The following is a 19,509-nucleotide window of genomic DNA, read 5'->3' on the forward strand; positions in this document are numbered from 1 at the left end:
GATGAAAATTATAAAAAAAGCGATAATATGTAAGTGAAGTAAAGAAAACATGCTAACTCCTTCATATGACTGAATAGCAATCTTACTTCTTAAATTTACCTAAGTGTTAGTTAATTAAAATAAAAATTATTTGATAACGTTTTAATTTTAATCTATTTATAAAGTTAGGCAAAACTTTATAAAGATGACAATATCTTTTTTAATTCTTCTTTTTCTTTCCACTCATTAATAATTTGTTTTGAGAACTTAACTTTTTTTAAATCTAACTCAATTATGTCAATATCATCTAAAAAAGCCTCTGCGTAACCTGTTTGTGTTTCATGAACTCTTACAGAAGATACTTTTACATCTCCTTCTGCATTTTCTAAAACTGTATTTTTTAAAATATGACTTATAAATTTTAAAAACAATAGACTGTATGCTTCTGCACTTGGAGATACAGGCATCTCTATCCATCTTTCACTATTTTTCTTGAAAAAGTCTTTGAACTCTTCAGACTCTTCTGACCAAAGTGAATAGGCATGATCAAATGAATCTATTATATTTTTAATATGTTTTTTTGTTAAGCCAAAATCTAAAACCATATATCCATTATCTAGTTTATTTGAAGAGAAAAATACTTCAACTTCATAGGAGTGTCCATGAATGGACTTTTTGCATCTATTAGTACTACAGTTTCTTACAATATGTGCACCTTCAAATTTAAACTTTTTCCTAATAATCATCTTTAACCTTAACGTTTTTAATGCTCCATGAAAGAGTTTGTCCTGCAAATAAAGGTACTACTTCTTCATTTTTGTATTGGTATGATTGGGGTACTTTAAATTCTTCTTTTTTTAATTCAATTTGCTTTTTTATTGGTATTAAGTTATAGATTTTTTGAGCATTTAAACTAACAAAAGCATTTAAATTTTCAAGTTTTCCATTCTCTTCAAAAAGTTGAGTTAATACTTGAAGTGCAATAGGTGAAGTAAAAACACCAGCTGCTCCATCGTGGCACTCTTTAGCCTCTTTTTGGTGGGGAGCAGAATCTGAGCCAAACATTACTTTAGGATGAGCAGATAAGGCTAGTTTTCTAAGAGCTTCTTTATCTGTAGGCTTTTTAACTACGGGTTTACAAAAAGTATGAGGATTTAACATTCCTCCTAATACATCATCTAACGTAAGCATAAGGTGATGAACAGTAATTGTTGCATATAAGTTATCATATTTTTCTAATAATGCAATAGATTCTTCATTTGATATGTGCTCCATAATTATCTTCAATTTTGGAAAGTTTATAGCTAAGGATTCATAAATAGGCAAAAACTCTTTTTCTCTATCCATTATAAAGCCTTTTGTCTCTCCATGAACACATAAAGGGATATCTAACTTTTCCATTGATTCTAGTACTGGTCTTAATATATCTACATCCATTGAAGCTACACCTGTTTCAGAGTTTGTAGTTACTCCAAAAGGATATAGTTTAACTGCGATAATCTCATCTTTAATATCTTTTAAAAACTCATATGAGTAATCTATTTGAAAAAATATAGTAACTTGAGGACTAAAACTATCATTTTTACAGGCATCTTTGATTCTTTGTTTATAAGAGAGTAGGGCTTCTTTTGTTGTAATTGGTGGAACAATATTAGGCATAACTAAGGCAGCAGAAAAATGTTTTGAAGTTAATGGAGCAACTAACTTTAGCATATCATCATCTCGTAAATGTAAATGCATATCAAGTGGGGAATCAATTATAAAACTATTTTTATCATTCAAATTATTTCCTTATTCTAAATAAATGCAACTAAGTCGCATTTAAAATTCATTTGGTATGATATCAAAATGCAACTTAGTTGCAAAAATGCTCAAAACTATTTTTTAAGAGTGTTATCTACTATTACAATGAGTTTAGGTATTGGACTTACTTTTTTTAATTAATTATGTCTAGTTTAAATTAAATCTTTTTTTGTTCTTCTGTCATAATTGTTTTAGAAAAAAACAAAAGTAAAATACCACAAAAAACGATAAATGAAGTAAGATAAAGAGCATAATTATATGATGAGAATTTTTCAATAAAATAGACAGAATAAAGGGGAGCTATTACTTGACCTATGCCATTAGCTATTGTAAATGCTCCCATTAAAACTACAGGGCTTTTTCCTGCTAATTTTCCTCCTAGATTCATAAACAATCCCACAAGAGCAATAAAAGTTCCTCCATAAAGTACACCTGACAAAAGATTTAAATATATATTTGATGTAACAGTTGGTATTAAAATACTTATACCAAGTAGACCCATAGTAATGATGATTATATTTACACTTCCGTACTTAGAAGCTAAACTCATCCATATAATACAAGAAGGAATACCAGCTAAACCAACTATTGTCCAAGTCATACTTCCATATCCTTCTAACTCTTTTATAGAATTGATAATATCTGGTAAAAACGTAGCTTGTACTACAAATCCTATACCCATAGTAAAGTAGCTAATGATTATGATAATAGTAAAAGGTGTAAATAAAGATTTATCAAAGTTTGTTGATGTTTTTTTTACTTTAATACTTTTATCAAAGGACAAAATATACATAGAGTATAATGCAAGAATAGTTGTAACTATAGTTAATACTATCCACGAATCTTTCCAGCTTCCACCACTGTTTTGAACTGCTCTTGCGATAATATCAGTTACAAAAATCGAAAAGCCAATTCCTGAAAAGTGTATTCCCATAGCTTTTGTTTTATTTTGAAAGTTTAATTTACTCATAACAATAGCTGAACCCACAACAAATGCTAAAGCTCCTGAAATTCCTGCAGTAAGTCTAGCTATAAACCAGATAGTTTGATTTTCTGTGATACCAAGAATAATAGTTGTTAGTAAACATAAAATAATTCCAATTCTAAAAAATATCACTTTTTTATTTATGTCCTTTATAAACATAGAAAAGATTGAACCACTTAAATAACCTATATAATTAAAAGATGCTAATACCCCTGCAAAACTAACTGTAAGAAAGCCTTCAATCATAGGAGGAAGAAGTGAAGTAAAAGCAAATCTAGTTATTCCAAGCCCAATTATTACAGCAATAATTCCTGCAATTAGTATTGATATATTGCTATTTTTATTTAATAAGTTCATTTTTACTTCTTTCTTTAACTAGATTATAGAGATAATATTTTTTAGAATTATATAACTGATAGTTATGTATGTCAAATAACTAATAATCATATGTAATATTGTTTTTGGTAATATTGTAGAATAATTTATTAGCCATAATAAGGAAAATAATGGATACAAATCTTCTAAAAATATTTATTGCAGTTGCAGATAAAGAAAGTATAACTTTAGCTGCAAATGAACTCGGCTTTACCCAGTCAAATGTGACACTTAGAATAAAGCAACTTGAAAAGAATTTGAAATGTTCATTATTTCATCGTATACCAAAAGGTGTGGTTTTAACAGATGAAGGTAAAAGGCTTTATAAACATTCAATACAGATTGTAAGAAAAGTAGAAGATGCTATTTTAGATGTTCAAAATGAACAAGAACAAAAGAAGCTTATTATTGGTTCAACAGATTGTAATGCAGTAGTAAGGATTTCTTCCTTTATTACAAAACTACATGAGGATTATCCTAATATTCAATTAGAGTTTTTAACAGGAACAACAAAAGAAATTACTAAAATGGTTTTAGAATATAAAGTAAATGTGGCATTTATAAGTGGTGAACCAACCCATGATGAACTTATAGTATTAAAAAGATATGATGAAGAGCTTGCTATATTAGAAGAAAAAAATGATAAATCACAAAATGTTTTACTAACCTTCAAAGAGGGAAGTATTTTCGATGACTTCTTAAGAAAATATTATGAAAAAAATGGAATAGAAGTAGAAAAATCAATAGCTTTTGGAAGCCTAGAAACTATACTTGCATGTGTAAAAGCTGGTATGGGAAAAACACTTTTGCCTTTAAAACTAGTTGATAAATTAGGATACAAAGAAGAATTAAAAGTTATAAAACTAGATAAAAAAATAGCATATTTTCCTACTTGTATGGTATGTAGAAAAGATTATCTACCAAAAATAAGTGAATATCTTAAAGAGATGGTTTTTTAGTTTAAAGTGTTTTTGATTTTAGTTTTGTGAAAGTACTTTAAGTACATAAAGATATAGAAGTTGGTTTTAGGTTCTATATCATGTACTTAGAGTCATTTTATTAAGTCAACGAAATTTTAATTGAAATTTATCAATTTAGAAAGGTATATTTTCTTTACGTTTTCTTGACATTTTGAATGCTATTTCTTTTTTAGTATCTTGAAGTACTCTTCTCTTGGAATCTCTTTTGCACCTAAACTTTCTAAATGCTCATTATGTACTTGACAATCAATTAGATTTATACCATTCTCTTTTGCTTGTTTACAAAGGTGATAAAATGCAACTTTAGAGGCATCACTAACTTTAGCAAACATACTTTCACCACAAAAGATATCATCAATCAGAACTCCATAAAGACCACCAACTAATTCATCATCTAAGTAGGTTTCTATAGAGTATGCATATCCTAGTTTATGTAGATTTACATAGGCTTGAATAAAGTGCTCATTTATCCAAGTGTCATCTTCATGTTTTCTTTTGATACTTGCACAGTTTTTCATAACTTCTTCAAAGTTTTCATTCGTTTTTACAACAAAACCTTTGTTTTTGATTGTTTTTCTAAGGCTTTTTGATACCTTCATTTCATCTGGGTATAAAACCATTCTTTGTTGAGGTGAGAACCAATGTATGTGATTGTATTCATCCATAAACCAGGGGAAAAGTCCATGTTCATAGGCATTTAATAATCTTTGGGGATGAAAGTCTCCTCCTACTGCAACTAGGTCATTATTCATCATTTCTAAAGTAGGGAAATCAAAATTATCTTCATCAAGGAGGTATATTTTTTCTATTGGTTCTAAAAGTCTCATGGATGAATATTATCCAAAAAAAACTAAAGAGTCTTAAGGTTTTAAAACTTTATTTATGCTATTCTACTGCAATTTTAAAAGGAGTTTGTATTGGCTATAAAAAAAGTACAAGAAGAGTTAGATAAACAATTAGAATTTTTTTGTGATAGTTTAAAATCTAATAACTCTTTTTTACAAATGCTATTCGATACAGTTCCTAACCCTATGTTCTACAAAGATAGAAGTGGAAGATATCTATATTGTAATGATGCTTTTTCTAAAACAATTCTAGGAATAAGTAAGGAAGAAATAGAAGGGAAAACTCTTTATGAACTTCCTGATCTTATTCCAAAAGAGTATGCAGATATTTATAAGCAAAAAGACGAAGAACTTTTTAATAACCCTGGGGTTCAAAACTATGAAACAAAAGTAAAGTGTGCAGATTCTGAAGTTAGACATTACAACTTCTATAAGGCTACTTTTGTAGAAGATGGAACTGTTCTTGGGCTTGTGGGAGTTATGTTAGATATAACTTCATATAAACAAACAGTTGAAGAGTTAGATAGAAAAAACAAACTTTTAAGTGGACTAAGTAATACTGATTTTCTAACAAACTTAGGAAATAGAAGATATTTTGAAAGCACCTTTAGTAAAAAATTAGCGTACTTAAATAGAACAGGGCAAGAGTTCTCTTTTGCTTTAATTGATATTGATTTTTTTAAAGATTTTAATGATAAGTTTGGACACCAAAAAGGTGATGAAGTTTTAACAGAAGTTGCAAGTATTATTAGAAGTACTCTAACTAGAGAAAATGATTTTTGTTTTAGATTAGGTGGAGAAGAGTTTGGTTTATTATTTAATACAAACTCACCGGAAGACTCATATGCCTTAATGGAAAAGCTAAGAACAAATATCATTGCAAAAGAAATAGATGCTGCAAATACTTCTATTTATCCATATCTAACTGTATCTATAGGTCTAGGAAATATTTTAAAAGCTCATAAAGATTTTACTTCAAGCAGTTTGTATAATAGTGTTGATAAACTTTTATATGAATCTAAAGAAAGAGGTAGAAATCAAACTAGAATGAAAAATTTCATCTAGTTTGATATTTTTTTATTTTTGAGTAAATTTATTTTTATTTGTTGCTTCTACAATATCATCTGCAATTGAGTTTGTCTCTTGTGCAATGAAGTTTGTTTTATCTGCAATTGAAGCATTCTCTTGAGTAAATCTATCTAATTGATTTACCGCATCACTAATTTGATTCATTCCTGAACTTTGTTCATTAGCTGCATTTGTAACATCATTGATTAGATTATTAGTTTGTTTGATATTTTCTTCAAGTTCTTGGAAACCATCAATCATCTCAGAACTAATATTTTTACCATCATTTGCTTTAATTGTCGCATCTTCAACTAAGTCTTTAATCTCTTTAGCCGCTTCAGCAGATCTAGATGCTAAGTTTCTAACTTCAGCTGCAACAACTGCGAAACCTTTACCAGCTTCACCAGCAGTAGCTGCCTCAACAGCTGCATTAAGAGATAGAATATTTGTTTGGAAGGCAATTTGATCAATTACTGTAATTGCTTCATTAATCATAGTTACTTTCTCATTTATCTCTTCCATTGAAACAGAAGTTCTAGTTGCTAAATCTTTACCTTTATGTGCAGAGTTTTGAGTCTCAGAAGAGATTTTTAACATCTGTTGTGCTTTATCATTTGTTTGTCTAATATTACCAGTGATTTCTTCAATTGAAGCAGCAGTCTCTTCTAAAGATGCAGCTTGACTTGTAGCATTTTCACTTAATGTTTTAACATTAGTTGTTAACTCTAAAGATTTCTCTTGTAGAGTTTCACCATCTTCTTTATTGTCTTGAAGCATAATTGTTATCATTCTATTTAAGTTAAGAATGTCATTTCCAATTTTACCGCTACTTGCTTTATCAAGTGATTTAGTAAAGTCTCTACTAGCATAGTGCTCTAGTACTTCACTTAGGTTATTGATATTTTTACCTACAAGCTTTTCTAAGTTATCAAGCATATTGTTAAGTAAGTTTTTTAACTCTTCAAGTGATTCATTATTTGTTGAAGTTGAAATTCTTTCATTTAATAATCCATCACTAACTCTGTTAACAATATCTTTTACTTCTGAAATAACTTTGTTGTCTTGTTCTATAATTGCTTTTGTTTTATCAATATTATCATTGATAAGAGAAGCCATTTTTCCAATCTCATCATTTGCAGTAACTTCAATTGGGTTAATATCTTCTTTCTCTTTATTTACATATTTAAAGAAGTCAAGTAAACCATGTTGGAAATACTCTAATGGATTAAATACAACTCTATTAAGAATAATAACAACGGCAATTGTTAAAATTATGATTAAAATTAAAACAGCAATAATTGAACTAACAATAGCAGATGCAATATTTTCTTCAGTTAAGTCATTTAGCTTTTTTAACTCCTCTTCTGTATCAATAATATATGCACCAGTTCCTATAATCATATCCCATGGTTCAAATCTTTGTACATAAGAGAATTTTTCAAAGTCACCAGTTTTTCCTGGAATTGACCAGAAGTATTTAACTAAACCACCATTTTCAGAAGCATTTGCAGTTTTTACAATCTCTTGATAAAGGTATTTTCCTTTTTTATCTTGTAAATCTGTCATATCTTTTCCAACTAATGAAGCTTTTGCTCCATGAGCTAAAACAACATGATTAGAATCATTTACCCAGAAGTATCCAGTTTTTCCATACTTCATAGTTCCAATAGCTTTTAATGCTTCTTGTTTCATCTTTTCACTAATGTCATCAATATATGCACCAGTACCAATAATCCAGTTGTATGGCTTAAACACCTTTACAATAGAAGCTTTAAATACAGTTTTCTTACTACTTGGATTATAGAATGAGTATTCAATAAATGCTTCATCTTTTTTATTTTTGTTTAGTGCTTCTACACCTAATTCAACAAAAGGAACTTTAGGCGTATTTTTAAAGTATTGTCCACTTAATTCCTTTTTGATTGGGTGCATAACCATTTTATAGTTAAAATCATTTACCCAAAAATATCCAGATGTACCATATCTAGTATTTTCAATAATAGACTTGATTCTTTCCTTGAGTGCTTGTTCACTTAAGATATTTTTATTTTTCTCATATTCTGCTTCAATAATAGAAAATAAAAATCCAGATTGTTCTGTAATATAGTCTTCAACTTCACTTTTTACTTTATCTTTTGCAGTTCTTTCATAATATGACTCAACTGTTTCAATAGCTAAAGAAACATAGTTTTTAAGCTCTTTCTCTTTATTTTCATAGGCAGTTTTTTCAGTTTGATTAACTACTAATGTTGATGCACTTTTTAAAGATGAAACAACTTCAAATAACATATAAAGAGCTACTACTAAAATAGCAATAATTACTGTTGATAAAAGCTTAACTTTTATAGAAGCATTTTTTATCATTATTTATCCTTTACTTTCTTCTTTTATCAAAATTATTATACTATTTTTTTATTATATTTAAAATAAAGTTATCTTTATCAAATGCCCGTTGGGTGGGTTATGATAGTCGTTATCGTTTATTACAAATATGACTTATGTGACACATTAATATATTACTTTTATTGGAAGATAGAAGTCTAGTTCAAAAAACTCATTATTATCAACAAAATGGTTTTTCTTATAAATTGAATAAGAAGGGGTTGTTTTTGCTTCATATCCTGAGTTAGGAAGCCATTCATTGTATATATAAGCCATGTATTTTAGTACGTCTCCATATTTACCCTTTAAAGTAAATACAGCACAAATACTACTTGGAAGTTCTAAAATAGGAAGGTTCGGAAATTTCTCTTCATCTACTTTTATACAAGCTATATATGAAGCTTCTTCTTTTAAAGTAATAGTTGGATTATCATGTTGAATTCCTATTTGAATAGGGTTTTTAATCCCTAATTCAAAGCTTAGTGATAAAAGTCTTTGCCAAGTATTTGTGATGTTTTTTCCATAACCTTTATGTCTGATATAAAGACACTTGATTGTTTCACAAAATTTGATTGTTGGTTCTATTTTCTCTTTTATTTCTAAGCTTTCATAACTTTTAATAATCTCTTGGGAAAACTTTTTATAACCATCTTTTTTCCACTCTTTAGGAGTGTAGTTAAACTTCTTTTTAAAAGCTTTTATAAAGGAAGAGTGAGAGTTAAAGCCACAAGCATTTGCTATTTCACTAATAGTAGAGTACTTATTTACAATTAAAAGGTTTGCAGCTTTTTGTAGTCTTATTGAAGTAATCATCTCAAAAAGATTCATTCCTGTCTCTTCTTTAAAGATTCTATGGAAGTGATATTTACTTACAGAGTTATTTTTTGCTAGTTCATCTAATGTAATGTTTAATTCAATATTTTTATTGATATAAAAAATTGTGTCATTTACAATTTTAGAGCGAATCATCTTTGTATCTTTTTTCATAGAATTATTATACCAAAAAATAGCAATATAGAACAAAAAAAATGAAATTTAGGATAAAGAATAAAATCAAAAAAAATAGTAAAGTTCTAATAATAAAAATATTAGGAAAAGAAATGAGCAATTTAAAAAGGTCATATATAAGAGAAATTCTTGATGCTACAAATGAAGATACAATCTCATTTGCAGGTGGATTACCAAATGAAAAACTATTTCCATTAAAACAGATTAAAAAAGCAACAAACAAAGTTTTAAAAAAAGTTGATGCTTTGCAATATAGTAAATCAATTGGAGATGAAGCTTTAAGAAAAAAGATTGCAAAAATATATACTCAAAAGTTTGATTTTCCAACACAAGCTGATGAAATTTTAATAACAACAGGTTCTCAACAATCATTTGACATCATCAGTAAAACTTTTATTCATAAAGAACTATTTGTTCAAAAACCAACTTATATTGGAGCATTAGGAGCTTTTAAAATTTTAAATAAAAGTTTAAATGACTTTACTGATACACAGAGTTTAAAGGCTAGAATGAGTGAAGATGATACTTTATATTTAATGAGTGATTTTTCAAATCCAACATCTAAATGTATGTCATTAAAAGAAAGGTTAATTTTTGCAAGTTTATTAAAACAAAGTGATGCATATTTAATTGAAGATGGTGCATATGGTTTATTAAGTTTTAATGGTAAAACAAGAAAACCAATCGCTTCATTATATGAAAAGAGTTTTCACTTAGGTTCATTTTCTAAAATAGTAGCACCAGGTCTTAGAGTTGGTTGGATTAGAACATCTAAAGAGAATATCGAAAAGCTTTTAATCGCAAAAGAGTCTTTAGATTTACATACTTCTACTTTAAGTCAAATGATTATAAATCAATATTTAGAAGATAATGATTTATTTGAGCATATAAAGTTGATTAGAAAAGAGTATAAATCAAAGATGAATTATATGGCAAAATGTATGGAAGAGTATCTACCTTCTTTTAAGTTTGAAAAACCAAAGGGCGGAATGTTTATTTATGGAAAATTTGAAAAAGATAGTTTAGAATTAGCAAAAAAAGCTTTAGAAAAAAATGTAGCTTTTGTTCCTTCTTGTGTATTTGATATAAATGAAGAAAAATCTACACATGCAAGATTCAATTTTACAAATAGTTCTAAATCACAGATGAAAGCAGGGATTAAAACAATAGCAAAAATACTAAATAAAGACTAAAATTATTTTATATATGTAAGTTGCATATTTTATACATTTTTTTAGTAGAAATAGAGCTTAATTTTTGTATAATTATCCCTTAATTTTAAATTTTAAGGACATATTTATGTTTAAGCTAAACGAACATAAAACAAATGTTTTTACTGAATTATCTGCTGGATTTACAACATTTTTAACAATGATGTATATTGTTCCTGTAAATGGTTTTATTTTAGCCGATGCGGGACTTCCAATGGAAGCAGTAATCACAGCAACTGCGTTAATTACTATTTTAGCAACACTATTTAGTGGTTTATGGTCAAATACTCCAATTGCAATGTCAGTTGGTATGGGATTAAATGCATACTTCTCTTATGGGTTAGTATTAGGTATGAACATACCATGGCAAACAGCTTTAGGAATCGTATTTCTATCAGGTATTTTATTTGTGATTTTATCTTTTACAAACTTTAGAGTTTGGATTATGACTTCAATTCCAATGAACCTAAGACGTGCAATTTCTGCTGGTATTGGTACTTTTATTGCATTTATTGGTTTAAAACAAATGGGAATGATTGTTGATAATGAAGCAACATTAGTTGCTTTAGGAGACTTCTCTAACTCAAATGTTTTACTTGGGGTTCTAGGATTAGTTTTATCTTTTGCTTTTTATTCATATAAAGTAAAAGGAGCTTTTGTTCTTTCTATTGGAATCACATCTGTTGTTGCTTGGTCAACAGGACTTGGTGAATTACCTACTGAACTTTTAAGTGCTCCTGCTTCAATTGCACCAATTGCTTTTGAGCTTGATATTGCAAGTGCACTAACACTTTCTTTATTACCTGTAATAATCACATTCTTAATTACTGATATGTTTGATACTTTAGGTACTTTAACTGGTGTTGGAACAAGAGCAAAATTATTCCAAGAGAATAATAAAGATGATAAATCTTTACAAAAAACATTAGAAGCGGATGCAATGGCAACTACTGCTGGATCACTTCTTGGAGTATCTACAACAACTGCATTTATTGAAAGTGCATCAGGGGTAGAAGAGGGTGGAAGAACAGGTTTAACAGCTGTATTTACAGCAGCATTTTTTGTTTGTACACTTTTTATGCTACCATTATTTAAATCAATTCCAGGAAATGCAATTTATCCTGTTTTAGTTGTTGTTGGTGTATTAATGTTTACAGAGTTAGGTAAAATCAACTTTGAAGACACAGATTTAGCAACAAGTGCAGGTGCATTTTTCATCGTAGTTTTAATGCCATTAACTTTTTCTATTACAAATGGTATTGCTGCAGGATTTCTAGTTTATACTATTATTAAATTAGCTAGAAATGAATACAAAGACTTAAACTTAGGGATTTTAGTAATTACATTCATAAGTTTATTAGCATTTATTTTATAAGGGTTTTTATTTGGAAAAATATTATTACGGATACGAAGAGTTTAAAGAAGATACTCAAGTTTTAGTTGACAAGTGTAGAGGTTTTGAGCCAGACATTCTTTTAGCAGTTGCAAGAGGTGGTTTAACACTTTCTCACTTAATGGCGCAAGCTTTAGATATGAGAAATCTATATGCATTAAACTCTATTCACTATGAAGGTGAATTAAAACTTGATACATTCAATATTTTTAATATTCCTGATGTATCTCATGCAAAAAGAGTATTAATTATTGATGATATTGTTGACTCTGGTGAAACTATGAGAGAAATTTTAAAAGTATTACACGAAAAATTTCCTGAAGTAGAGTTCAAATTAGCAACAATCTTTAGAAAAGAAACAGCTGTTTTACAACCTGATTATTCTGTAAAAGAAGCTGACAAATGGATTGACTTCTTTTGGGAAGTTGACGTAAAATAACAGTTTAGATTATTCTAAACTGTTGTTCTCTATAAATTATATACTTTCTATATAAATCTTTACTATTTCAGATAACTTTCAAGTCATTTTATTGTATAATGTTTTCACAAATTTAAATTATGGAATAGGACGAGATGACTTTTATTGAATTTAAAAAACTTTTACTAGATGCAGAACTTACAATACCTAAATTTACAGCTTTAATTAAAGTTAGTGAAAAGAACATTCAATCTTACAAGAAAAAAGAACAAGTACCAAATGCAATTGCAGCAGTAGCAGCTTGTTTTGCAAAAATGAATCAAGAAGGTATGGATTATAAGACTTTAATAAATGACCTTGATTTAACAAAAAAAGAGAAAAAAGGCGCTGGTTTTTCTTCAAAAAAGAAAGATAAAAAAAATAAAGAAAACGATTAATCTTTTTTAGCTATACTTCCCAAAAAATTTTGGGAAAAGTAAATGACACTAAATAAAAACGTTAGATTTTTTCTAACAGTTTCTTCTATTATGATGGCACTTGCCATTGCAATTGGAGCTTTTGGAGCACATGGTCTAAAAGCAATTGTTTCAGCACAGTTACTAGTAACTTATAATACTGGTGTTGAATATCATTTTTATAACACACTAGGGCTTTTTGCAGCAACATTTATGATGTATTTAAAGCCTGACTCAAAAGGCGTAAAAATAGCAGCTTGGCTAATTTTAATTGGAATGATAATTTTTTCATTTTCATTATACGCTTTAGTTTTATTAAATATGCCTATTTTAGGTGCAATCACTCCTATTGGAGGGACACTATTAATTATCGCATGGATAATGTTAGCAATTTCATTTTATAAGGAAAAATAGTAGATGAACGTAATTGAGAGAATTGAGCATATAAGAGATGCAAAATGGTTTTCTAACCTTACAACTTTTATTATTTTAGCATATGCTTCTGTTTTAGGATTTAAAACAATTGATGAAGTAGAGACTAATTATGCAATATTTTTACAGTTTGCAGATATTTTTGTAACTATATATTTTATCTTTGAAATAGCTATTAAAATGGTAGCAGAAAAGAAGTTTATTAACTTTTTTAAATCAGGATGGAATCTTTTTGATTTTATTATTGTTGTAATTACTCTTTTACCTTTAGAGCAATCAGGTTTTGCAGCTATTGCAAGGATGTTAAGGGTATTTAGAGTTTTACGATTGTTTACAGCTCGACCTGAGCTAAAAGCAATTATTGATATGCTAATCAAGGCTATCCCAGCAATCATTGATATTGTGATTTTAATGTTTATCATTTTCTATATCTATGCAATTATTGGAAACTTCTATTTCCAAGATTTACCATCTGGATTATGGAAAGACTTCTTAATTTCAATGCTTACACTGTTTAGAGTTCTTACTTTTGAAGACTGGACAGATGTTATGTATGAGGCTATGGAAGTATATCCTATGGCTTGGATTTATTTTGTATCTTTTGTAATTATTGCAGCATTTGTATTCTTTAACCTTTTTGTTGCAGTTATTATTGGTGAAATGCAAAAAATTCAAGAAGCAGACTTCCATGAAGAAGTACATGAAGATAGTAAAAAATTAGATATTTTATTAGAAGAGATTAAAACTTTAAGAGAAGAAGTTAAAGACTTAAAGAAAAAAGAGTAACTATGAAAAAAACAGTTTCAATCTTAGGAACAGGGTGGCTAGGTCACCCTTTAGCTCTAAGTTTAAAAGAAAACTACAAAGTAAAAGTCTCTATTAGAACAAAAGAAAAGAAAGAAGCTTTTAAAAAAGAAGGATTACTTCCTTTTGTTTTAAATGAAACTTCATTAGAAGGTTTAGATGAACTTTTAGATACAAACTATTTATTTATAAACTTTCCTCCCTCAAAATTTGAAGACTTCAAAGCCTTTTTAGAAAAAATATATTCCCATGAAAATATAAAAAACATAGAAAAAATCATATTTATTAGTTCAACTTCGATTTATCCAGATGAAGAAAAAACTTTCAATGAAGATGAAGAGTTTACAAACCCTAAATCACAAAAGATTTATGGTATAGAGAAGTTAATAAAAGAGAAAACTCATGTTATTTTTAGATGTTCTGGACTTATGGGAGCTAGTAGAATTTCTGGAAGATACTTTGCAGGAAAAGAGCTTGATAGTGAAGATGTGAAGATAAACTATGTTCATCTTGATGATGTAATTGCTGCAACAATATTTGCCCTAGAAAATGATTTAAAAGGTATTTACAATCTTTGTAGCTGTCAACATCCAACAAGAAAAGAGATATATTTTAAAAATGCTTCAAAGTTTGGTTTTGATAAACCTATTTTTAAAAATAAAAAAGAGTATAAAGAACGTCTAATAGATGGAAGTAAAATTGAAAGAGAAGGGTTTAAATATAAGTATTCAAACCCTTTAGAGTATGAGTATTATTAACCGTTAGTGTTAAATGCTCTATCTCCAGCATCTCCAAGACCTGGTCTAATATATTTATTTTCATCAAGTCTTTCATCAATTTGAGCAATATAAATATCAACATCAGGATGAGCATTTTGAACTGCTTCAACACCTTCAGGAGCTCCTAAAATATTTAAAGAGATAATTCTTTTTGCACCTTTTTCTTTTAAGTAATCAATTCCATCAATTAAAGAACCACCAGTAGCAATCATCGGGTCTAATAATAAAACAGTTCTTCCATCTAAGTTTGGAATATTTTCATAAAATAGTTTAGATAAAGCAGTTTCTTCATCTCTTTTCATTGCTAAAAATCCACTTTTTGCATATGGTAAAGTTCTTAAAATACCTGTTAACATTGGTTCACCAGCTCTTAAGATTGGAACTAAAACAAGTTTATTAACCTCAAGCATTTCAACATCTAATGGCCCTTGCCATGTTTCAATACTTGTAGTTTTAGTTTCAAAATCTTCTAAAGCTTCAGCTGCAATAATTCTTGAGATTTCTTCTATTGTAAGTCTAAATTCATTTGAAGCAGTTTTAACATCTCTTAGTCTATTAACTAGGTGTTTTACAACCACATTTGAGCTTTCTTTGTACATAATATAATTCCTGATTATTTTTGTTTTTCAAGTTTAATAATAGCTAAAAATTACTTATAAGTTGCACATAAGTTTACTAAAAATTAACCTATTCTTAGATATTATAATTAACTTAATTTTCTACTAAAGAGGACTTATGAAACCCACGGATTATAACTTTCGAGTAAAAGACTCAGTTTTAGGTATTCAGTTTCTGTTTGTTGCTTTTGGTGCTTTAGTTTTAGTTCCTATTTTAACTGGACTTGACCCAAATGTTGCACTATTTACAGCAGGTATTGGTACATTAGTTTTTCAATTTGTAAATAGAGGTGCTATTCCTCCAATTTTCTTAGCATCATCTTTTGCATTTATTGCTCCAATTGCACATGGTGTAAAAACTTGGGGTATTGCAGCTACTATGTCAGGACTTGTAGCAGCAGGTTTATTATATATTTTTCTAAGCTTTTTAATTAGACTAAAAGGTGATGGGTTTTTACATAAACTTTTGCCACCAGTTGTAGTAGGTCCTGTAATTATGTCTATTGGTCTTATTCTTTCACCAGTTGCAGTAAATATGGCAATGGGAAAAACAGGTGATGGTGCAATAGAGTTAATTGCATTTGATAAAGCAATTGTTATTTCAATGATAGCACTATTTACAATGGTATTTATTTCACTTTTAGGAAAAGGGATTTTTAAATTAGTTCCTATTTTAGGTGGTATTATTGCAGGGTATATTGCAGCACTTTTTTATGGGGTAGTTGATTTCTCTTCTGTTGAAAAAGCAGCTTGGTTTGCAATTCCTAGTTTTACAGCACCAGAGTTTAACTGGCAAGCTATTTTATTTATTTTACCAATTGCAATTGCTCCTGCTATTGAACATATTGGTGATATGCTAGCAATTTCAAATGTTACAAAACAAGACTATTTAAAAAAGCCAGGACTTAAAAATACACTATTAGGTGATGGTTTAGCTACTTCAGTTGCTTCACTTTTTGGTGGTCCACCAAATACAACTTACTCAGAAGTTACAGGAGCAGTTACAGTTACAAAAGCATATAACCCAGCAATCATGACTTGGGCAGCTATTGCAGCTATTTTATTAGCCTTTATTGGTAAGTTAGGTGGCTTATTAGCAACTATTCCAGTTCCTGTAATGGGTGGAATTATGCTTTTATTATTTGGTATTATTGCAAGTATTGGTATTTCTACACTTACAAGAGCAAATATAGATTTCAATTGTCCTAGAAACTTAATCATTGTATCAATGATTTTAGTATTCTCAATTGGTGGAATGACATTTAATTTTGGTGGAGTTCCTTTCTCAGGAATTGGTCTTGGTGCAATTACTGGTATTTTATTAAATCTAGTTTTACCACAACCACGAAAAGAAGATCATATTATATAGTTAGAGAAATCTAGCTATATAATAATTTTTAATTATTTCTACATCAAAAATTTCTTATAATAAATCATAAATTTTAAAATAATAGGAGTTCTTACATATGGCAAAAGAACATAGTTTTGATATCTCTGCAAAATTAGACATGCAAGAGATGAAAAATGCAGTAATCCAAGCACAAAAAGAGATAGATAATAGATACGATTTTAAAGGTATCGAAAAAGAGATAGACTTTAATCAAGGTGCAAAAACTTTAACACTAGTTAGTTCAAGTGATAATAAAATAGATGCAATGTATGATATTTTAATCTCTAAGATGAATAAAAGAGGATTATCAATTAACTCTTTAGAAGAGTTAAGAAAAGAGGATAGCTCTGGTGCTAATAGAAGATTTGTATATTCAATTGTTGATTCTATAAAAGCAGATGAAGCAAAACAGATTCAAGTTGAAATCAAAAAACTAAAGCTAAAAGTAAAAGCTGTAAATCAAGGTGACGAAATTAGAGTTACTGGAAAAAATATTGATGATTTACAAACAATAATGAAACACTTAAAATCTTTAGAACTAAAGTCACCTTTAGTTTATGATAACTTCAAATAGTACTCTCTTGAGTACTATAAATAAATAATCTCTCCAATTGCTATTTTAAAGCTATTTTCAAAGAAAAAAACTTTTAAAAATCCATCTTTTTGTTACTAAAATATATAATATATTTAAAAAATTTTGTTACAATTATCAATAAAACATTTTGGGAAAAGAGTGAAAGATTTAAATTTAGAGTGTTTGAAACAAATTACAATACTTTATGCAGAAGATGACCTTGTAATTCAAAAACAAACAGTAGGGATACTTCAGAACTTAGTAAAAAAAGTTCATGTAGCAAATTGTGGACAAGAAGCAGTAGAACTTTATGATAATAACAGAGTAGATATTATTATTACAGATATTACTATGCCAAACATGAGTGGAATAGAGTTTTCTAAACATGTAAGAAAAGATAATAGTGATATACCAATTATAGTAATTAGTGCTCACAATGATAGTAAGATTTTAATTGAAGCTATCGAAATAGGAATTAGTAGATTTATTTTAAAACCATTAAATATATCTGACTTAATACAAGTTATTACACAGTTTGCAGAAAATATTTGTAATAAGAGTGAAAAAGATAGTGTCTCAAATCTTTTAGAACAGTACAAAAATATTGTTGATGCTGATTCAATTGTTTCTAAAACAAACAAACATGGAATAATAACTTATGTAAATGATAGATTTGTTGATATCTCAGGATATACAAAAGATGAGTTAATTGGGCAACACCACAATATTATTAGACATCCAGATACTCCTGAAAAACTTTTTAAGAAAATGTGGACAACTATTTCTGAAAAGAAAAAGGTATGGCAAGGAGTTGTAAAAAACCTTTCTAAACAAGGAAAGTCTTATTATGTACGTTCAACGATAAAACCAATTTTAGATATGAATGGTGATATTATTGAGTATATCGCAATAAGACAAGATATTACTCCCCAAGAAAAAACAAGAAAATTCTTACAAAAACAAAATGTTCAAAAAATCTCTAACTTAAATGATGCACTAAAAAATCAAGAGCAGTATGAAAATGTAATTAATCAAATAAATATAGTTTCAAGATTTAATTTACAAGGTAAAATTACTTATGTAAATGATAGGTTTTGTCAGCTAATTGAGTACACAAAAGATGAGCTTATTGGGCAAACTTTTAAACTAATAAGACATGAAAAGACTAATATTGAAACTTCAAGGCAAATGTGGAAAACTATAAAAAGTGGTAAGACTTGGAGTGGGAAACTAATGAATAAGTCAAAAACAGGAAAGACTTTTCATTTAGATGCAGTTATCTCTCCTATTTTCAATCAAAACAATGAAATTATTGAGTTTATTTCTGTTTGCCATAATATTACTTCTATTATAGAGTTACATAAAGAGTTAGAAGATACACAACGTGAGATTATCTATAGAATGGGTGAGATTGGTGAAACTAGGTCAAAAGAGACTGGAAACCATGTAAAAAGAGTTGCAGAGTATTCTAAACTTTTAGGAAAACTTTGTGGTTTAAAACAAAATGACATTGATATTATTTTTATGGCTTCACCTATGCATGATATAGGAAAAGTTGGTATTCCTGATAGTGTTTTAAATAAACCAGGAAAACTAAATGAAGAAGAATGGGAAATTATGAAAGAGCATAGTGAGCTTGGATATAATATTCTTAAAAACTCAAAAAGAGAGATTTTAAAAGCTGCTGCAATTATCTCTTATCATCACCATGAAAAATGGAATGGAAGTGGATACCCTCAAGGATTAAAAGAAGAAGAGATTCATATTTTTGGAAGAATTACAGCTATTGCAGATGTTTTTGATGCTTTAGGAAGTGATAGATGTTATAAAAAAGCTTGGGGACTTGATAAAATACTTGAGCTATTTAAAGAGCAAAAAGGGAAACACTTTGACCCTAAACTAATTGAACTATTCTTTGATAACTTAGATGAGTTCTTAAAAATTAGAGATACCTACGTAGATTAGTCTTTACACTTAATAAACAAACTTTCAGTATAATTTTTTAACTTTA

General features: G+C 28.5%; 19 protein-coding genes. 12 read left to right on the plus strand and 7 right to left on the minus strand.

The window, feature by feature from the left end; genetic code table 11:
* Window positions 1-176 precede the first annotated feature (176 nt).
* From CRV03_RS00435 to CRV03_RS00445, 3 genes are all read right to left on the minus strand, one after another.
* Window positions 177-725 (minus strand): 6-carboxytetrahydropterin synthase, encoded by a 549-nt coding sequence (locus CRV03_RS00435; RefSeq protein ID WP_129083167.1) that lies wholly within the window; start codon window positions 723-725, stop codon window positions 177-179.
* Window positions 715-1,761, minus strand: a complete 1,047-nt coding sequence (pyrC, locus tag CRV03_RS00440; RefSeq protein ID WP_129083168.1) for a dihydroorotase — start codon at window positions 1,759-1,761, stop codon at window positions 715-717. Before pyrC ends, CRV03_RS00435 begins: the two co-directional genes overlap by 11 nt.
* Before the next feature lie 178 nt (window positions 1,762-1,939).
* Window positions 1,940-3,124: a YbfB/YjiJ family MFS transporter gene (locus CRV03_RS00445; protein WP_129083169.1), complete on the minus strand. Its 1,185-nt coding sequence runs from the start codon at window positions 3,122-3,124 to the stop codon at window positions 1,940-1,942.
* Window positions 3,125-3,273: 149 nt separating this feature from the next.
* Between CRV03_RS00445 and CRV03_RS00450 the strand changes: the two genes are divergently transcribed.
* Window positions 3,274-4,101, plus strand: a complete 828-nt coding sequence (locus tag CRV03_RS00450) for a LysR family transcriptional regulator (protein WP_129083170.1) — start codon at window positions 3,274-3,276, stop codon at window positions 4,099-4,101.
* 179 nt (window positions 4,102-4,280) lie between these two features.
* Here CRV03_RS00450 and aat read toward each other — a convergent pair whose 3' ends face one another.
* Window positions 4,281-4,949 carry a leucyl/phenylalanyl-tRNA--protein transferase gene (gene aat / locus CRV03_RS00455; RefSeq protein WP_129083171.1) on the minus strand — a complete coding sequence of 223 codons (669 nt, stop codon included), beginning with the start codon at window positions 4,947-4,949 and terminating at the stop codon, window positions 4,281-4,283.
* 90 nt (window positions 4,950-5,039) lie between these two features.
* Between aat and CRV03_RS00460 the strand changes: the two genes are divergently transcribed.
* The gene (locus tag CRV03_RS00460; RefSeq protein ID WP_258238957.1) at window positions 5,040-6,032 is read left to right on the plus strand and encodes a GGDEF domain-containing protein; all 993 of its coding nucleotides are present in this window, start codon (window positions 5,040-5,042) and stop codon (window positions 6,030-6,032) included.
* Window positions 6,033-6,044: 12 nt separating this feature from the next.
* Here the strand turns inward: CRV03_RS00460 and CRV03_RS00465 are convergent, their stop codons facing one another.
* Together CRV03_RS00465 and CRV03_RS00470 are read right to left on the minus strand one after the other, a co-directional pair.
* A complete protein-coding gene (locus CRV03_RS00465) occupies window positions 6,045-8,399 on the minus strand; it encodes a methyl-accepting chemotaxis protein (protein ID WP_129083172.1) in 2,355 nt (784 codons plus the stop codon).
* Between the two features lie 144 nt (window positions 8,400-8,543).
* Entirely contained in the window at window positions 8,544-9,386 is an 843-nt protein-coding gene (locus CRV03_RS00470; RefSeq protein ID WP_258238958.1) for a GyrI-like domain-containing protein, read from the minus strand.
* Between the two features lie 131 nt (window positions 9,387-9,517).
* On the opposite strand from CRV03_RS00470, the gene CRV03_RS00475 reads away from it, so the two are divergent.
* The 7 genes from CRV03_RS00475 (at window position 9,518) to CRV03_RS00505 (ending at window position 14,896) form a co-directional block, all read left to right on the plus strand.
* A complete protein-coding gene (locus tag CRV03_RS00475) occupies window positions 9,518-10,618 on the plus strand; it encodes a PLP-dependent aminotransferase family protein (protein WP_164968584.1) in 1,101 nt (366 codons plus the stop codon).
* A gap of 100 nt (window positions 10,619-10,718) precedes the next feature.
* Window positions 10,719-12,011 carry an NCS2 family permease gene (locus CRV03_RS00480; protein ID WP_129083564.1) on the plus strand — a complete coding sequence of 431 codons (1,293 nt, stop codon included), beginning with the start codon at window positions 10,719-10,721 and terminating at the stop codon, window positions 12,009-12,011.
* A 10-nt stretch (window positions 12,012-12,021) separates the two neighbouring features.
* Entirely contained in the window at window positions 12,022-12,468 is a 447-nt protein-coding gene (locus tag CRV03_RS00485; RefSeq protein WP_129083175.1) for a phosphoribosyltransferase, read from the plus strand.
* A 134-nt stretch (window positions 12,469-12,602) separates the two neighbouring features.
* Window positions 12,603-12,884, plus strand: coding sequence for a hypothetical protein (locus CRV03_RS00490; protein ID WP_129083176.1), 282 nt, complete (start codon window positions 12,603-12,605; stop codon window positions 12,882-12,884).
* A 42-nt stretch (window positions 12,885-12,926) separates the two neighbouring features.
* Window positions 12,927-13,316, plus strand: a complete 390-nt coding sequence (locus tag CRV03_RS00495; protein ID WP_129083177.1) for a DUF423 domain-containing protein — start codon at window positions 12,927-12,929, stop codon at window positions 13,314-13,316.
* A 3-nt stretch (window positions 13,317-13,319) separates the two neighbouring features.
* Window positions 13,320-14,120, plus strand: a complete 801-nt coding sequence (locus tag CRV03_RS00500) for an ion transporter (RefSeq protein WP_129083178.1) — start codon at window positions 13,320-13,322, stop codon at window positions 14,118-14,120.
* Between the two features lie 2 nt (window positions 14,121-14,122).
* Complete coding sequence (locus CRV03_RS00505; protein WP_129083179.1) at window positions 14,123-14,896, plus strand: NAD-dependent epimerase/dehydratase family protein; 774 nt, start codon at window positions 14,123-14,125, stop codon at window positions 14,894-14,896.
* Here the strand turns inward: CRV03_RS00505 and upp are convergent.
* Window positions 14,893-15,516: a uracil phosphoribosyltransferase gene (gene upp, locus CRV03_RS00510; RefSeq protein WP_129083180.1), complete on the minus strand. Its 624-nt coding sequence runs from the start codon at window positions 15,514-15,516 to the stop codon at window positions 14,893-14,895. The genes CRV03_RS00505 and upp overlap by 4 nt on opposite strands.
* A gap of 136 nt (window positions 15,517-15,652) precedes the next feature.
* On the opposite strand from upp, the gene CRV03_RS00515 reads away from it, so the two are divergent.
* The 3 genes from CRV03_RS00515 to CRV03_RS00525 all read left to right on the plus strand — a co-directional run bounded on the left by CRV03_RS00515 (window position 15,653) and on the right by CRV03_RS00525 (window position 19,463).
* Window positions 15,653-16,903, plus strand: a complete 1,251-nt coding sequence (locus CRV03_RS00515) for a uracil-xanthine permease family protein (protein ID WP_129083181.1) — start codon at window positions 15,653-15,655, stop codon at window positions 16,901-16,903.
* 97 nt (window positions 16,904-17,000) lie between these two features.
* Window positions 17,001-17,498 (plus strand): YajQ family cyclic di-GMP-binding protein, encoded by a 498-nt coding sequence (locus CRV03_RS00520; RefSeq protein WP_129083182.1) that lies wholly within the window; start codon window positions 17,001-17,003, stop codon window positions 17,496-17,498.
* Between the two features lie 159 nt (window positions 17,499-17,657).
* Window positions 17,658-19,463: a PAS domain S-box protein gene (locus tag CRV03_RS00525; protein WP_129083183.1), complete on the plus strand. Its 1,806-nt coding sequence runs from the start codon at window positions 17,658-17,660 to the stop codon at window positions 19,461-19,463.
* The last annotated feature ends 46 nt before the right edge of the window (window positions 19,464-19,509 follow it).

The organism is Arcobacter sp. F155, assembly GCF_004116455.1.
Taxonomy (GTDB): domain Bacteria; phylum Campylobacterota; class Campylobacteria; order Campylobacterales; family Arcobacteraceae; genus Halarcobacter.

Bases quoted from the DNA above. Each gene is read 5' to 3' on its own strand.
- CRV03_RS00505 (WP_129083179.1), top strand. From the start codon at position 14,123: ATGAAAAAAACAGTTTCAATCTTAGGAACAGGGTGGCTAGGTCACCCT.
- CRV03_RS00435 (WP_129083167.1), bottom strand. From the start codon at position 725: ATGATTATTAGGAAAAAGTTTAAATTTGAAGGTGCACATATTGTAAGA.
- CRV03_RS00500 (WP_129083178.1), top strand. From the start codon at position 13,320: ATGAACGTAATTGAGAGAATTGAGCATATAAGAGATGCAAAATGGTTT.
- CRV03_RS00470 (WP_258238958.1), bottom strand. From the start codon at position 9,386: ATGATTCGCTCTAAAATTGTAAATGACACAATTTTTTATATCAATAAA.
- CRV03_RS00450 (WP_129083170.1), top strand. From the start codon at position 3,274: ATGGATACAAATCTTCTAAAAATATTTATTGCAGTTGCAGATAAAGAA.
- upp (WP_129083180.1), bottom strand. From the start codon at position 15,516: ATGTACAAAGAAAGCTCAAATGTGGTTGTAAAACACCTAGTTAATAGA.
- CRV03_RS00490 (WP_129083176.1), top strand. From the start codon at position 12,603: ATGACTTTTATTGAATTTAAAAAACTTTTACTAGATGCAGAACTTACA.
- CRV03_RS00445 (WP_129083169.1), bottom strand. From the start codon at position 3,124: ATGAACTTATTAAATAAAAATAGCAATATATCAATACTAATTGCAGGA.
- CRV03_RS00495 (WP_129083177.1), top strand. From the start codon at position 12,927: ATGACACTAAATAAAAACGTTAGATTTTTTCTAACAGTTTCTTCTATT.
- CRV03_RS00465 (WP_129083172.1), bottom strand. From the start codon at position 8,399: ATGATAAAAAATGCTTCTATAAAAGTTAAGCTTTTATCAACAGTAATT.
- CRV03_RS00515 (WP_129083181.1), top strand. From the start codon at position 15,653: ATGAAACCCACGGATTATAACTTTCGAGTAAAAGACTCAGTTTTAGGT.
- CRV03_RS00520 (WP_129083182.1), top strand. From the start codon at position 17,001: ATGGCAAAAGAACATAGTTTTGATATCTCTGCAAAATTAGACATGCAA.
- CRV03_RS00475 (WP_164968584.1), top strand. From the start codon at position 9,518: ATGAGCAATTTAAAAAGGTCATATATAAGAGAAATTCTTGATGCTACA.
- aat (WP_129083171.1), bottom strand. From the start codon at position 4,949: ATGAGACTTTTAGAACCAATAGAAAAAATATACCTCCTTGATGAAGAT.